A 14,187-nucleotide genomic window follows, 5' to 3' on the forward strand; every position below is an offset into this window, starting at 1 on the left:
CACGTGCCGGGAAAATTGTCGTGCCCCCCAAACCCGTGCGTGGGCGCGCGCCAGCAAGGATCCCCCACCATGTTGAAGAAGTTCCTCGCCAGTTTGGCGAGCCTCACTCTTGCGCTCGGCCTCGCGGCCACCACGGGCGCTCTCGCCTCCAACGCTGTTGCGGTCGACGACCACGACGGCCAGTGCATCACCGACAGCACCGTGCACCCCGCGGTCCTGAAGGTGAGCCACGACGAATTCCAGTACGACCAGGTCATCCCCGGTACCGAGTCGACCAACCACACCGAGTACCGGTACCGCACGCGCACCGTCACCTACGGGGACGTCGAGCACAAATACATCCTCTCGACCTGGGACTTCGTCAGCGGAGGCACCACGACCATCGACGGCATCCCGGTCAGCGGCCATTGGCTCAACCTGGGCGGCTCGCCGACTTGGCATGCCATCGCCGACTCCGTCATCAACGCGGTCTGGAGTTCCAGCGGCATCCCCGACAACCTGATCGGTGGATCGGAAGCAAGCCCCAAGGGCAGCGTCCCGCTGTCGGTTTACGGGGCTCCCGGCAGCGCCGGTTCGGCGTCGTATTACGCGACCAAAGTCTCGAACCCGAGCGGGTTCACCAACTGGGGTCCCTGGTCGGCATGGTCGACCGTCAACCCCGGCGCTGACAGCGACACCCTCGACGTCGAGTCGCAGGACGTTTCCAACAACGACGGAACCCCCGACGTCACGCTCTACTACCTGACCGGTGGCACGAGCAGCACGTCACTGTCGGATGCCAACTGGACCGCCGACAAGCAGGCCACCGTCGGTGATGCCTGGACGCTCATCCACCAGCGCAACGTCGTCGACGTTGAGGGCGCGGATGCTTACACGACGTACACCTACGGCACCTGCCCGTCAGACCCGTGCGTCTCGCAGAGCAGCACCTGGTTCACCGAGTCTGGTGACGTCGCCCCGACCCAGAGCGCGGGCGGGCTGCGATTCGCTGGTCCGAATGTTGCCCCGGTCGACTACCTCCACTACGTGAGCGGCAACCTCGAAGGAGTCGTCGGTTCGTCGTACACGATCACCTCGGCCAGCGGATACCACGCGGCGCTGGTCTACGAGATCTGGCGTACCGGCACCACCGGTTTCGCCACGATCTCGATCGAGCCGTACAACAACGGTTGGGCACCCGGCCAGACCGGCACCTTCACGGTGACGAACTTGACCAAGGTCTGGACGAGCAAGATCGCCAACCCGGGCCTCGGCTCTCAAGCCAACCCGGCCACGATCGACCAGATGTCGGCGATCTACCCGACGAACACGTTGATCGCCCAGGGCGTCCACTTGGGGAGCAACTCGATCGCCGGGCAGTTCACGACGGTCAGCCACGTCACCGGATGCGGAAGCATCAGCTTCGTTGACCCGCCCGTCATCAGCTGTGACAGCAACGTCCACGATGGCAACATGTACCTGCCGGGAATCGAAGGCGTGCTGTGGAGCGTCAACGGTGGCACCCCCACCGCCGGTCCGGTCGTCGTGCCGCTGTCGTTGAGCAACGTGACCATCGACTCGAGCCCGGCCAGCGCGGCCTACAAGTTCGGGGCGGGTCAAACGCATTGGGTCTTCGAAGCTAACGACAACGGAATCTGCCAGATCCCGACTCTCGCGTCCTTCCCGACCAATGCCGGCCACACCGATCAGACCTGCAACGGCGGTACCGCCGTCGACGGCACGATCACGGTCGGCGAGGTCGACGGGGCGCCCTACTTCAGCCCCTACGTCGACTACTTCCTCGACGGATCGCTGACGCCGATGACCACCCAAACGGTCACGGTCAAGCCCGGTGTTCACACGGTGACGGCGGCTCCGCACGATCCCGATGACACGCTGGACGGCGAAACCAGCTGGTCGATCACGATCGCCAGCTCGGACAAGGTCTGCACGGACCTGACGACGCTTGCCTTCACGGGTTCAGCATCACCCGCACCGTGGGTTGCCCTCGGCGCGTTGCTGCTGACCGCCGGTCTGGCGCTGATCGTCATGCGGTCACGTCGCCAGGAAATGACCGACGCGGAGTAACTCCCGCCGTCATCTAGCGTGACGATGCCCCGCCCGGCTTGCCGGGCGGGGCATCGTTGCGTTCAACGTCAACTGGGTCGCTCAGGCGGCGCCGGTGACGTGTGACTCACGCTCACCTCTAGAGTCGAGAAATGGTGATGTGGATGTTCTGGGGCCTCGGCGTCCTGTTCACGGCGGCCACCGTCATCGTGCCCTCCTGGACGTGGGCGTTGAGCTCATGGCAGTTCGAGTCGCCCGACGACATGGAGCCGAGCCCCCGCCGGTGGCGCGTCGTGCGTGCGGGAGCGGCCGTCATCCTGGTCGGTCTCATCGCCATCCTGGTGGCCGCCATCTGGCCGGGCGAGGGCATCGACAAAGCCAACGCCGCGCTCGCCACGATCTTCATTGGCGACGCGCTGTTGATCGCCTGGTTCATCGTCATGGCCGTCTCGCGCACGCAAGCCCAGCGTCGTGCGATCGACGATGCCAACCCTCCGCCGAGCGAACCCAGTTCCCTGGGCTACACGTTCGCGTATGCGTCTGTCGCCGTCTCGGCCTGCGCCGTCTTAGTCGTCGGGCTGATCGTCGCTGGCGCCGCACAGCAGATCGCCGACCATCGGGCCGCCAACAGCCCCGAAGCTCATCAAGCCGAAATCGACAGCGCGATGCGCACGATCAACCACTTGCAGATCCCGTACCCAATATTGGATGCCGTCCCGGCCACCGGCGGCGTCGTCGACCCGATGTATTACTCCCCGGTCAGCGCCGAAAACCGCAGTCCGAGGGTCGTCTGGGATCAGTCGACCCCGAGCGTCGACCGTCCCAACGACGAACTCCTCGCCGGGGCCGACCTCGTCATCGCAACCTACGGGCTCGCATGCGACCCGATCGACATCGTCGTGATCGAGACCGATACGACAGTCACCGTTGGCGTCGCAGTCGCCGAAGAACCAGACGCGAACGGCAAACTTCAGTGCACCACGAGCGGGGTGGCGTCGCTGGACTGGTTCCCGATCGATCTCGCCGCCCCGCTCAACGGGCGCAATGTGCGAGGAGTCAACAAACTGTATGTCACCTACTACGTTCCGCCGAACCTGCCATAAGCCGAGTACGCCCTCACCCAGCAGCTCTAAACCAGCGCCGGCGCCTTCGACAGCAACGGGCCGCCCCATGACGCTTCGAGCAGCGACTCCAGCGCAGCACCGACCGTGTACAGCCTCGCGTCTTCCCGTGCAGGAGCCATCAACTGGATGCCGACCGGCAGTCCGTCTTCCGGCGCGAGTCCGGCGGGCAGCGAGATTCCCGGCACCCCGGCGAGGTTCGCGGGAATCGTCGTCAGGTCGTTGAGGTACATCGCGAGCGGGTCATCCACTTTCGATCCCAGAGGGAAGGCCGTCGTCGGTGCCGACGGTGTGGCCAACACGTCGCACTTCTCGAATGCCTGCGCGAAGTCGCGCTGGATGAGCGTGCGCACCTTCTGCGCCGAGCCGTAGTAAGCGTCGTAGTAGCCGGCCGACAGGGCGTAGGTGCCCAGGATGATGCGGCGCTTCACCTCGTCGCCGAAGCCCCTCTCGCGGGAGGCGGCCATGACATCTTCAACGGTTCCGCCGGGCACATCGACCCGCAGACCGAAGCGCACCGAGTCGAACTTGGCGAGGTTGCTTGACGCCTCAGCGGGCAAAATGAGGTAGTACGCCGCGATGGCGTAGTCGAAACTCGGAGCCGAAACCTCGACAATCTCGGCCCCCTGCGCCTCGAGCAGCGCGAGCGATTCACGGAACCGCTGCAGCACGCCGGGCTGAAAACCCTGATTCTCTTGCGACAGTTCTTTCACGACGCCCACGCGCAACCCCCGCAGCCCTTCACCGCGCAACCCGGCACGGGCAGCCTCCGCGAACGACGGCCAGGCGTCGGGAATGGATGTCGAGTCGCGCGGGTCGTGGCCGCCGATGACGTCGTGCAGCAGGCCGGCATCCAGCACCGAGCGCGTCACCGGACCGACCTGGTCGAGGGAGGACGCGAGCGCGATCGCTCCATAGCGCGACACCCCGCCGTAGGTGGGCTTCATGCCGACTGAACCGGTCACCGCGGCGGGCTGCCGGATCGAGCCGCCGGTGTCGGACCCGAGGGCGAGCGGCGCCTGGAACGACGCAACTGCCGCGGCCGAACCACCACCCGACCCACCGGGGATGCGCGTCAGATCCCACGGGTTGTGGGTGTTGCCGTACGCGGAGTGCTCGGTCGACGAGCCCATCGCGAACTCATCCATGTTGGTCTTGCCCAGTGGCACGAGCCCGGCCGCCCGCATCCGTGCGACGACGGTCGCGTCGTAGGGCGGAATCCAGCCTTCCAAAATGCGTGACCCCGCCGTCGACGGCATGTCGAGGGTGCACAGCACGTCTTTGATCGCGACCGGGACACCGGCGAGGGGCGACAGAGCGGTACCGGATGCGCGTGCCGCATCGACGGCGCGAGCGGCATCGAGAGCGCTGGCATTCAGATGCAGGAACGCGTGGATGTCGACATCCACTGCCGCGATGCGGTCGAGGTGGGCCTGCGTCACTTCGACGCTGGAGACATCGCCCGAACCCAGCAGTTCCGCCAGGCGGGAGGCGGCAAGGGTGGTGAGTTCGGCACCCGCTGCTGTGGCGCTCACTGCTCTTCTCCCAGAATGCTCGACACCTTGAATTGACCGTCTTGCGTGGCGGGTGCCCCTGACAGCGCTTGTTCGGCCGTGAGGGTCTGGCCCACGACATCCATTCGCGTCACCATGCCGAGCGGGATGGGGTGGCTGGTCGCCGGAACATCAGGCGTCGCGACGGCAGTCACCTTCGCAACCGACTCGACGATCAGGCCGAGCTCACCGGTCAGCTTCGCGACCTCCTCGTCGGTGAGCGCGATGCGAGCGAGGTGCGCCATGTGCGACACGACGGCGGGGGTGATTTCAGAACTACCGGGCACCCCCGAAGTCTACGAGGCGACGACCGGACGATCAGCTCAGAGGCGGGCCGATCAGCGGGAAGCGGACTTCGCCAAACCGCCGAGCGACGTCACCAACGACGACTGGTTGAGAGCGATCAGCGCGAGGTTGCGCTGCGACGTCGTGCCGGGAGCGAAGTAGTCGTTGTGGCTAACCGTGTCGAGCAGCGTCTCGCCGGTCACCGAATCGGTCGTGCCCTTGACGCTGAACTGGTGGGCACCAAAGTCGGCATCCAACGGCTGACTGCCATAGACGCCCGTGCGCGGGATGGGATCCCAGTCCGCCGCACCGACCCACACGTTTCCGCCGGTTACCTTGAGGTCTTTGACATTGTTGGCGGGGCTCCCCGGCGACCCGACAACCGCGAGTGCGTCGACGGTGACGTCGTTCTCTTGCAGCGCGAGCATGGCGGCGGTCGAACCGTAGGAGTGAGCCATGATCGAGACAAACGGCAGAGCTTGCACATTCGCGACGCGGGTCGCATCGATCCCCTGCAGCGTCAGGGTCAGCGCGTCGCGACCCTCATACGCGAGCTGCATTGACGGTGCGCTCACCACAGTGGGCGTGTGGTAGCCGATCCAGGAGACCGTTGCGGCAGTGCCCGGAAGCCCGAGCCGCGTGATCCATTTCTGTTGCTCGACGAGCATCGCGTCGGCGGTCGCCGACCAGTCGACGAGTTGCGCGTCAACTCCGAAGTACATCCCCGGCACGAGGATGCTGACGTAATCCGCGGTCGCGAGGTCGCCGATCGCGACCACGGCCCGGCCGTCGCCGCTGACATCGAGCATGACGAGCGAGCGCTTGGCCCCGGAAGGTCCGCGCTGGAGGGCCGTCGACACCTCACCCAACATGTGCAGGCGGGCGTCGAGCTCGTCTTCCATGGCGCGACCAACTCCCGCCGAAAGCTGGGCGCGGATGCCGTCCACCGTCGTCACCAGGAAGGCACGGTTCGCGACGTCGCGGGCCGCGTAGGGCACGCCGTCGAGATTTCCGACAACTCCCGGCAGGTCAGCCGACAACGTTCCCCGGGCGGCCTGGGACGCACGCGACCACCATTGGGCGACCTCGAGGGCGGCCGGCGGTTGGGCCACGAGCTCGCTCAGCACGTCGGGGTGTGCGGAGACAAAAGTATCGAGTTCGCTCGGAGTGAGACGAACCATCTGGTCAAGCAGCGCGACCCCGTCGAGCTTGGCGATGGTGTCGAGCGACGCACCGCCACCGACCGGGTCGGGCCCGATGAAGGGTTGCGGAACGCCGTTCGGGATGCCGGCAACAGGCACGGCACCGACTTGGCTGGGGACCGCGCTCGCGACCGTGGTGACCACTGTGTTTGCGACGGTGCCGACCGCTGTGTTTGCGACTGTGGCGACCGAGACGATGGGCTGCTGCGCGAGGGCGTCAGAGGTGCTGACCGGCGGGAGGACGGAGGACATGCCAAAGGCCCCGGCGAGGACTGAAACCATCGCCGGGGTTGCAAAGATCGCTGCGACGTTCAGCACGTCGAGTCATCCCATCGCCCAGCGTTTCGCGCGCCTGACTTTCCAGCCAAAACATCACTCCACTGCCCCTCATTCTAGGGACACGGTGGCACCCAAAAGGGGGCCGCGACCGTGAACTGACCGACAATTTATGCGAAATTAACATCCCGCGTCCCTTTTGGTGCGCAGAACGGCGAAAAGGCCGGTGCGAGATCCCGAAACTCTGACGCACCTGGCGCGGGGCGAGTCGCGTAACGTCGACGGATTCAGTCGCGGGACTCAGTCGCGGGACTCAGTCGATGGATTCACGTCGAGCGCCCCCGGCCCCTGTTCCACCAGGAGTGTGAACTGGGCGGCGTCGATGATGCGCACCCCGAGTTCTTCGGCTTTACCCAACTTCGACCCCGCACCGGGCCCTGCCGCGACGAAGTCGGTCTTCTTCGAAACGCTCGATCCCGACTTGCCGCCGGCGCGCAGAATCGCTTCTTCCGCCTCTTCCCGGGTGTACCCCTCAAGTGATCCGGTCGCGACGACGGTCAGCCCGACTAGCACCCCGTCGGCCGCAGCCGCGGCTCCGGGTCCGGCGTGACCTGGCACCGTCCACGGCACCCCGGCGGCCGCCCACTGCTCAACGATCGCGACGTGCCAGTCGACGTCGAACCACTCGAGCACGGCATCAGCGATGATGGCGCCGACGCCTTCGACGGCCGCGAGTTCTTCGCGAGATGCCGACCGGATTTCACGCAGCGACCCGAAGTACGCGGCCAGCGCTCGCGCAGCGACCGGCCCGACATGGCGGATGGAGAGAGCGACCAGGAACCGCCACAGTTCTTTCGACTTGGCGAGTTCGAGTTCGGCGAGCAGTTTCTCGGCCAGCGCCGACGGCCCGTACTCGGCGGGCTGGCCTTTGCGAGCCGGAACGGTGATGCGCCGAAAGGGCGACCGCAGATCGGGCCGACCGTCGGCATCCACTTTCACCACGCCGGTCTCGTAGTCGCGCACGCGCACCTCGATCGGCAGAAGGTCGTCCATCGTCAGGGCGAACAACCCGGCTTCGGTGATCAGGGGCGGCGGCACGGGCACGTCGGGCTGGGTCAGCGCGACCGCCCCGATCTCGCCGAGCCCTTCGATGTCGAGGGCGCCGCGGGATCCGATGTGCTCAACGCGTCCGCGCACCTGGGCGGGGCACGACCGCGAGTTCGGACACCGCAGGTCGACGTCGCCCTCCTTCGCGGGCGCGAGCGGGGTTCCACAGACCGGACAGTTGGTCGGCATCACGAACTCGCGTTCGGTACCGTCACGCAGTTCGACGACCGGCCCGAGCACTTCGGGAATCACGTCGCCCGCTTTGCGTAGCACGACCGTGTCGCCGATCAACACGCCTTTGAGTTTCACCACGTCTTGGTTGTGCAGGGTGGCTTGCCGCACCTCCGACCCCGAGACGCGCACTTTCTGCATGACAGCAAACGGGGTGGCCCGGCCGGTGCGACCGATCGAGACGACGATGTCGAGCAGCTTGGTATTCACCTGCTCGGGCGGGTACTTGTAGGCGATTGCCCAGCGCGGCGCCCGCGACGTCGCCCCCAGCTCGTCGTGCAGGGCGAGTTCGTCGACCTTGATGACGACGCCGTCGATCTCGTGTTCGACCGAGTGCCGGGCGGCTCCATAGTGCTCGATATAGACAGCTGCGGCGAGAGCGTTCGAGGCGACGTCGAACCGTTCGGATGTCGGCAGCCCCCACGATTTCAGCAGCCCGTAGACCTCCGACTGCGACGAAACCGGCGGGTCAGGCCAGGCGCCGATGCCGTGCACCAGCATCGACAGGTGTCCGATCCGGGAGCGCATCCGGGCGAGGGCGTCACCCGACTTGCCCTCCTCTTTCTGACGCAGCGAGCCGGATGCCGCGTTCCGCGGATTCGCGAACACCCGGTCGCCGGCCGCGACCTGGGCGGCGTTGAGGGTTTCGAAAGCCGCTGTCGTGAAGAACACCTCGCCTCGTACTTCGACGATCGACGGCGGGTTCGGCCCTCCCCCGTCAGGCAGAGCGAGCCGACGAGGAATCGACCGGATCAGCCGCACATTTTCGGTGACGTCTTCGCCCACGACACCGTCACCGCGGGTCGCCGCCGAGACCAACACGCCGTCGACGTAGCGCAGGTTGATGGCGAGTCCGTCGATCTTGAGCTCGCACAGGTACTCGACAGGTCGCCCGGAATCTCGTTCGACCTTCGCCGCCCAGGCCAGAAACTCGTCACGGCTGAACACGTTGTCGAGGCTCAGCATCCGCTCCGCGTGAATGACCGGTGCGAACAACGTGGTCGCTGCCGACCCGCCGACGGTCTGGGTCGGGCTGTCGTGGCTCTGTAGTTCGGGAAACAGCCTCTCGAGCTCTTCGAGGCGGCGCATCAGATCGTCGTACTCGGCGTCGCTCGCGAGCACCGTGTCGCGCTGGTAGTACGCGTCGCGCAGTTCGAGGATGCGGGTGGTGAGATCGTCGGCCTCGACTTTTGCGGCGGCGAGGCCCGCGTCGGTCACGGCAGGAACCTGCTCGATGGGGTCGGAAGCTGCACCGCGTGGCATACCCCGAGCTTACGAACACCCCCCGACGCCCAGCCGGCGCCCAACCCGGCAGAATTGCTGCCATGACTCTGCGTCAAACCACCCTCGACGACCTCTGGGATTTCGGCGACCCCGCCGCCAGCGAACGCCGCCTTCGCGAGGCTTACGACGATCTGGGCACGGCCGAGGCGGGCAATTCCGAGACGGTGGATGCCGAAGAGCGCCGCGAACTCCGCACCCAGATCGCCCGCGCGATGGGCCTGCAAGGTCGCTTCACCGAGGCCCACGCGGTACTCGACGCCCTCGATCTCGACGACCCGGTGGTTGCCGTGCGGGCAGCACTCGAACGCGGCAGGCTGCACAACTCGGCCGGTGCCCCGGTCGAAGCAGCGGGGCATTTTCGCAAGGCGGCAGCACTCTCCGCTCCCCCGGCAAGCACCGAGCTCACCTTCCTCCACATCGACGCGCTGCACATGCTCGGCATTGCCGACCCCGCGAACATCGAAGACTCCACCGCACGCGCGCTTGACGAACTCAGCGCAGTGGATGACCCGCGCATCCTGCGGTGGGCGGTCTCGCTGAACAACAACCTGGGTTGGGCGCGCTTCGAGACCGGGAACACCGACGGCGCGCTCGAGGCTTTCCACGCCGCCGCGGATGCCGCCGACCAGTACGGCACCCCGCAGCAGCAGGTCTGGGCCGCCGAAGCGATCGCCGAGGTCGGCGCTGCCGCAGGGGACGGCGACTCAGGTAGCTAGGGAGCGCGTAGCTAGGGAGCGGGCGGGGCGTTCCACAGGGTGACGAAGTTCGTCATCACCTCACCACCGACGTAGTCGGGGTCACCGATCGTGGCCACGCCATCCTGAATGTAGACGTGGAAGTTGAGGTAACTCAGGTCCACGGTGTGCGTCATCCAAATCGGGCTGGAGCGCAGCGCCGTGACCGCCGCCGCCATGTCGGGATCGGTTCCCACCGGCGAGTAGAGCTCGAGAATGACGTTCTCGCTCGACAGGTCGGCGTCGGAGAACTCCGGGTCGAGGGCGCGCAAATCGGTGGCCTGCTGGATGAGCGATGCCAACTGTTCGTACGTACCCGTCGCCTTCATGTCTTTCGCTTCGAGCCGAATCGATGGCAGCAGCGGGGCACTCGGGGCGGACGCGAGCAGCGGCAGAAGGGTCGCGGCCTCGTGCTCCCAGTCGGTCAGCACCAGGTTGCGGGCAGCGTCGAGGGAGTAATAGACCGACGGATCCTGCGCCGCGAGCGCTGGAACGATGTCGAGCAGAGCGGCATCCCCGGGCGTGACCTCCACGTGGTGGGCGTCGGCGAACCCACCCGCGGCTTGCGCAACCGTCACCGGGAACGCCGCCAGCTCGTCGGATTCGAGGCGAGTGCGCGTCTCAGTCACCACCTGAGCCATGTCAACACCGGCCGCATACTGCACGTCGAGTCCGTTGCAGAGGTCGAGCGTTCCGCCATCCACTCGGTTATCGGCGGCGAGGTCGAGAGCAAAAGTCTGCACGACGGTGGTGGGTGAGCATCCTGCCGCTACCTGGTAGCCGAGGGCGTTCAGGTCTTGAAGACCACCGAAGAAGTCATCGTCGGAGGCTGTCGCCGCGAGAGCCTCCGCGCTGCGGAACGCCTCCAGTTCGATCGCGACCGGGTAGCGATCTTCGACATCGACGACAACCCGTTCGAGAGCCCGCAGGGTCGTGGCCGCGTCGGGTCGCAGCACCCGCATCAGAATCGTCGCGCCACTCGCCACCCCGCTGACCAGTCCGCTGATGCCCGACGCCCGGGTCCACAGGTCGCGCCCGATCCCGGTGTCGCCGTCGTCGATGTAGACGCCGAAGTCCACACCGTTGCGACCGAGCCGGATGCTGACCTCCCCGTGGTCATTCAGATAGCCCTGAACCTCATCCACCAGCTTGTCGAGGTCGGTTTCAGAGATGGCCGGGTCGAGCTCGCCGCGGATCGTGCCGCCGCTGGCGAACGCGTCCGAGTGGTCGGCCAGGACCGTCGCGCCGATGACGCCGTGGCGGCCTTTCAGCCAGTCGATCGCCTCGTTCGGGCGATTCGGCGTGCACGCGGTGAGGACGCTGGCCGCAAGCACCGCGACGGCTACGAAAAGGGCGACACCCCGACGACTCATGCACCCACGGCCACGGCGCTGACCGTGCGATCGATCGTGCACTGACCGAGCACCCGGGTACCGACGTAGATCACGGCGCTCTGTCCCGGCGAGACGCCGAACAGCGGTTGATCGACCGTGATCACCAGTTCGTCCCCAAGCATGCGCACCATCGCGGGAACCGGGTCGGCGTGCGCGCGCACCTGAACGTCGCAGGCGAACGGGATGTCGGCATCCTCGGGCGGCAGCCCGGCCCACGAAACCCGCGACCCGGCGAGTTCGCGCAGGGCGAGCGCCTCCCGCGGCCCGACCACGACCTCGTTCGTCTTCGGCCGGATCTCGAGCACGAAGCGCGGCTTGCCGTCGTCGGTCGGGTAGCCGATGTCGAGACCTTTGCGCTGACCGATCGTGAATGCCACGGCGCCGGCGTGGGTGCCGATCCGCTCTCCGGCCCGGTCGAGAATCGCGCCCGGCTCGGCGCCGACCTTGTCGGCGAGCCAGCCGCGAGTGTCGCCGTCCGGAATGAAGCAGATGTCGTGCGAGTCGGGCTTCTGCGCAACGGTCAGGCCGCGTGCCTCAGCCTCGGCCCGCACTTCGGCCTTCGACGGCGTGGCCCCGAGCGGGAACATCGCGTGCGCGATCTGGTCGGCGGTGAGAACCCCGAGCACGTAGGACTGGTCTTTCGCCCAGGCCGCCGCACGGTGCAACTGCTTGTTGCCGTCGGCATCCGTCGTGACGTTGGCGTAGTGCCCGGTCGCGACGGCATCGAAGCCGAGCGCCACGGCCTTCTCGAGCAGGGCGGCGAACTTGATGCGCTCGTTGCAGCGCAGGCACGGGTTCGGGGTGCGACCTGCCGCATACTCGGCGATGAAATCATCCACCACCGCCTCTTGGAAGCGCTCGCTGAAATCCCAGACGTAAAACGGGATGCCGAGCAGGTTCGCCGCGCGGCGGGCATCCATCGAGTCTTCGATCGTGCAACACCCGCGACTGCCGGTGCGCAGCGTGCCGGGGTTGCGGGAAAGCGCCAGGTGCACGCCGACGACGTCGTGGCCGGCCTCGACCGCGCGCGCTGCGGCGACGGCGCTGTCGACGCCCCCACTCATCGCCGCCAGAACCTTCACGATCCCAGGGTAACGGGGCGAATCGGTAACGGATCGTTGTGTTGCGATGACGTTACGAGTCGGGATTCCCAGCCGTTGGTGTGTTAGGACAGAAGGACCACACAGGGAGCGGTTGTAAAACGCGCACTCTGCACTCAAGAGAAAGAGGCACAACGGACATGGTTTCCGTTCGAAAGACCGTGCGCACGCGCGCGGTGATCCTGGCAATCCCGCTGATCGCGGCATTCGCCCTCGCCGGTTGCGCGGGGGGTACCGCCGCCACCGCAGACAACAGCATCATCATCGGCACGACCGACCCGCTGACCACGCTCGACCCGGCCGGCTCGTACGACAACGGTTCACTGGCCGTTCAGACCCAGGTCTTCGCGACCCTGCTCGACTCCGCCCAGGGCGAGTCGGATGTCAAGCCCGACATTGCGGTGAGCGCCGAGTACACCAGCCCCACCGAGTACACGGTCGTGCTGAAGCCCGACCTGAAGTTCGCCAACGGCAACGCGCTCACCTCGTCGGACGTCAAGTTCTCGTTCGACCGTCAGGTGAAGATCAATGACCCGAGCGGCCCCGCCTACCTGCTGGGCAACCTCGACCACATTGACACCCCGGATGCCGTGACGGTCGTCTTCACCCTGAAGACCGAGAACGACGTGATCTTCCCGAAGATCCTGTCGAGCCCGGCCGCCTGGATCGTGGACGAGGATGTGTTCTCGGCGACGGCGATCACGCCCGACAAGGACATCGTTGACGCCAACGCGTTCGAGGGTCCGTACGTGATCTCGAACTTCGACTTCAACAAGCTGATCACCTACGCGCCGAACACCGCGTATGCGGGCCAGTATGGCGCGGCGAAAACCAGCGACATCACGGTGAAGTACTACACCGACCCGTCGAACCTGAAGCTCGACGTGCAGTCCGGTGCTGTCGACATCGCCTACCGTTCGTTGAACCCCACCGACATCGAGGACCTCCGCGGTGACAGCAAGGTGAGCGTTCTTGACGGCCCCGGTGGCCAGATCCGCTACATGGTGTTCAACTTCGCGACCATGCCCTTCGGTACCGCGACCGCTGACGCCGACCCGGCCAAGGCTCTTGCCGTTCGCCAGGCGATCGCCGACACGATCAACCGTCAGGAAATCTCGGACCAGGTGTACAAGGGCGCGTTCGTGCCGCTGTACTCGTACATCCCCGATGGCCTGAACGGCGCGACCCCGGTGTTCGAGGACAAGTACGGCGATGGCAAGGGCGGTGCTGACACCGCCAAGGCGAAGCAGCTTCTCGCCGACGCCGGCATCACGACGCCGCTGGCCCTTAACATCCAGTACAACCCGGACCACTACGGCAGCGCGTCTGCGGACGAGTGGGCGCTGATCAAGAGCCAACTCGATGAGTCGGGGCTGTTCACGGTCACGCTCAACTCGACCGAGTGGGTCACCTACAAGACCGAGTACTCGAAGGACGGCTACCCGATCTACCAGCTCGGATGGTTCCCGGACTACGCGGACGGCGAGAACTACCTCACGGTGTTCTTCAAGTCGGACGGCAGCTTCTTCAACAACCACTACAAGAACGCCGACGTCGACAAGTTGATCGTCGACCAGGCGAGCGAGCTGGATGCCGACAAGCGAACCGCTGAGCTGGAGAGCATCCAGGACAAGGTGTCGACCGAGATCTCGACCCTGCCGCTGTTGCAGGGCCACGAGGTTGCCGTGACGGGTACCGACATCACCGGTGTCGTGCTCGACGCGTCGAACAAGTTCCGCTACTCGTCGCTCGTCAAGGGCTGACCCGTACCGAACTGAAGTAACTGAACGGGGTGGCTGAGGTTTCTCAGCCACCCCGTTTCTCCATCCATTCGCAGCTGGGCGAAGATAGGCA

At 66.1% G+C, this 14,187-nt stretch carries 10 protein-coding genes; 4 read left to right on the plus strand and 6 right to left on the minus strand.

Features of this window, described 5'->3' with window-relative positions; all coding sequences use genetic code 11:
• Positions 1 to 69: 69 nt before the first annotated feature.
• Both ABIR17_RS07080 and ABIR17_RS07085 read left to right on the plus strand, forming a co-directional pair.
• Positions 70 to 2,067, plus strand: a complete 1,998-nt coding sequence (locus ABIR17_RS07080) for a hypothetical protein (protein WP_348003679.1) — start codon at positions 70 to 72, stop codon at positions 2,065 to 2,067.
• Between the two features lie 131 nt (positions 2,068 to 2,198).
• Positions 2,199 to 3,149 carry a hypothetical protein gene (locus tag ABIR17_RS07085; protein ID WP_348003680.1) on the plus strand — a complete coding sequence of 317 codons (951 nt, stop codon included), beginning with the start codon at positions 2,199 to 2,201 and terminating at the stop codon, positions 3,147 to 3,149.
• 26 nt (positions 3,150 to 3,175) lie between these two features.
• Here ABIR17_RS07085 and gatA read toward each other — a convergent pair whose 3' ends face one another.
• The 4 genes from gatA to ligA all read right to left on the minus strand — a co-directional run bounded on the left by gatA (position 3,176) and on the right by ligA (position 9,084).
• On the minus strand, positions 3,176 to 4,702 hold the full coding sequence (gatA, locus tag ABIR17_RS07090; RefSeq protein ID WP_348003681.1) for an Asp-tRNA(Asn)/Glu-tRNA(Gln) amidotransferase subunit GatA: 1,527 nt from the start codon (positions 4,700 to 4,702) through the stop codon (positions 3,176 to 3,178).
• The gene (gatC, locus tag ABIR17_RS07095) at positions 4,699 to 5,007 is read right to left on the minus strand and encodes an Asp-tRNA(Asn)/Glu-tRNA(Gln) amidotransferase subunit GatC (RefSeq protein ID WP_348003682.1); all 309 of its coding nucleotides are present in this window, start codon (positions 5,005 to 5,007) and stop codon (positions 4,699 to 4,701) included. The genes gatA and gatC overlap by 4 nt, the downstream gene beginning before the upstream one ends.
• 51 nt (positions 5,008 to 5,058) lie before the next feature.
• Positions 5,059 to 6,525: an alpha/beta hydrolase gene (locus ABIR17_RS07100; protein ID WP_348003683.1), complete on the minus strand. Its 1,467-nt coding sequence runs from the start codon at positions 6,523 to 6,525 to the stop codon at positions 5,059 to 5,061.
• A gap of 258 nt (positions 6,526 to 6,783) precedes the next feature.
• Positions 6,784 to 9,084, minus strand: a complete 2,301-nt coding sequence (ligA, locus tag ABIR17_RS07105; protein WP_348003684.1) for an NAD-dependent DNA ligase LigA — start codon at positions 9,082 to 9,084, stop codon at positions 6,784 to 6,786.
• 62 nt (positions 9,085 to 9,146) lie between these two features.
• Here ligA and ABIR17_RS07110 point away from each other — a divergent pair, with 62 nt between their 5' ends.
• Complete coding sequence (locus ABIR17_RS07110) at positions 9,147 to 9,821, plus strand: hypothetical protein (RefSeq protein WP_348003685.1); 675 nt, start codon at positions 9,147 to 9,149, stop codon at positions 9,819 to 9,821.
• An 11-nt stretch (positions 9,822 to 9,832) separates the two neighbouring features.
• Here the strand turns inward: ABIR17_RS07110 and ABIR17_RS07115 are convergent, their stop codons facing one another.
• Both ABIR17_RS07115 and mnmA read right to left on the minus strand, forming a co-directional pair.
• Entirely contained in the window at positions 9,833 to 11,212 is a 1,380-nt protein-coding gene (locus tag ABIR17_RS07115; protein ID WP_348003686.1) for a hypothetical protein, read from the minus strand.
• Entirely contained in the window at positions 11,209 to 12,315 is a 1,107-nt protein-coding gene (gene mnmA / locus ABIR17_RS07120) for a tRNA 2-thiouridine(34) synthase MnmA (protein WP_348003687.1), read from the minus strand. The genes ABIR17_RS07115 and mnmA overlap by 4 nt, the downstream gene beginning before the upstream one ends.
• 158 nt (positions 12,316 to 12,473) lie before the next feature.
• Between mnmA and ABIR17_RS07125 the strand changes: the two genes are divergently transcribed.
• Entirely contained in the window at positions 12,474 to 14,096 is a 1,623-nt protein-coding gene (locus ABIR17_RS07125) for an ABC transporter substrate-binding protein (protein ID WP_348003688.1), read from the plus strand.
• The last annotated feature ends 91 nt before the right edge of the window (positions 14,097 to 14,187 follow it).

This window comes from Pseudolysinimonas sp. (genome assembly GCF_039912695.1).
In the GTDB taxonomy this organism is placed as follows: domain Bacteria; phylum Actinomycetota; class Actinomycetes; order Actinomycetales; family Microbacteriaceae; genus Pseudolysinimonas_A.

Bases quoted from the DNA above. Each gene is read 5' to 3' on its own strand.
- ABIR17_RS07110 (WP_348003685.1), top strand. From the start codon at position 9,147: ATGACTCTGCGTCAAACCACCCTCGACGACCTCTGGGATTTCGGCGAC.
- ligA (WP_348003684.1), bottom strand. From the start codon at position 9,084: ATGCCACGCGGTGCAGCTTCCGACCCCATCGAGCAGGTTCCTGCCGTG.
- ABIR17_RS07115 (WP_348003686.1), bottom strand. From the start codon at position 11,212: ATGAGTCGTCGGGGTGTCGCCCTTTTCGTAGCCGTCGCGGTGCTTGCG.
- ABIR17_RS07080 (WP_348003679.1), top strand. From the start codon at position 70: ATGTTGAAGAAGTTCCTCGCCAGTTTGGCGAGCCTCACTCTTGCGCTC.
- ABIR17_RS07085 (WP_348003680.1), top strand. From the start codon at position 2,199: ATGGTGATGTGGATGTTCTGGGGCCTCGGCGTCCTGTTCACGGCGGCC.
- ABIR17_RS07125 (WP_348003688.1), top strand. From the start codon at position 12,474: ATGGTTTCCGTTCGAAAGACCGTGCGCACGCGCGCGGTGATCCTGGCA.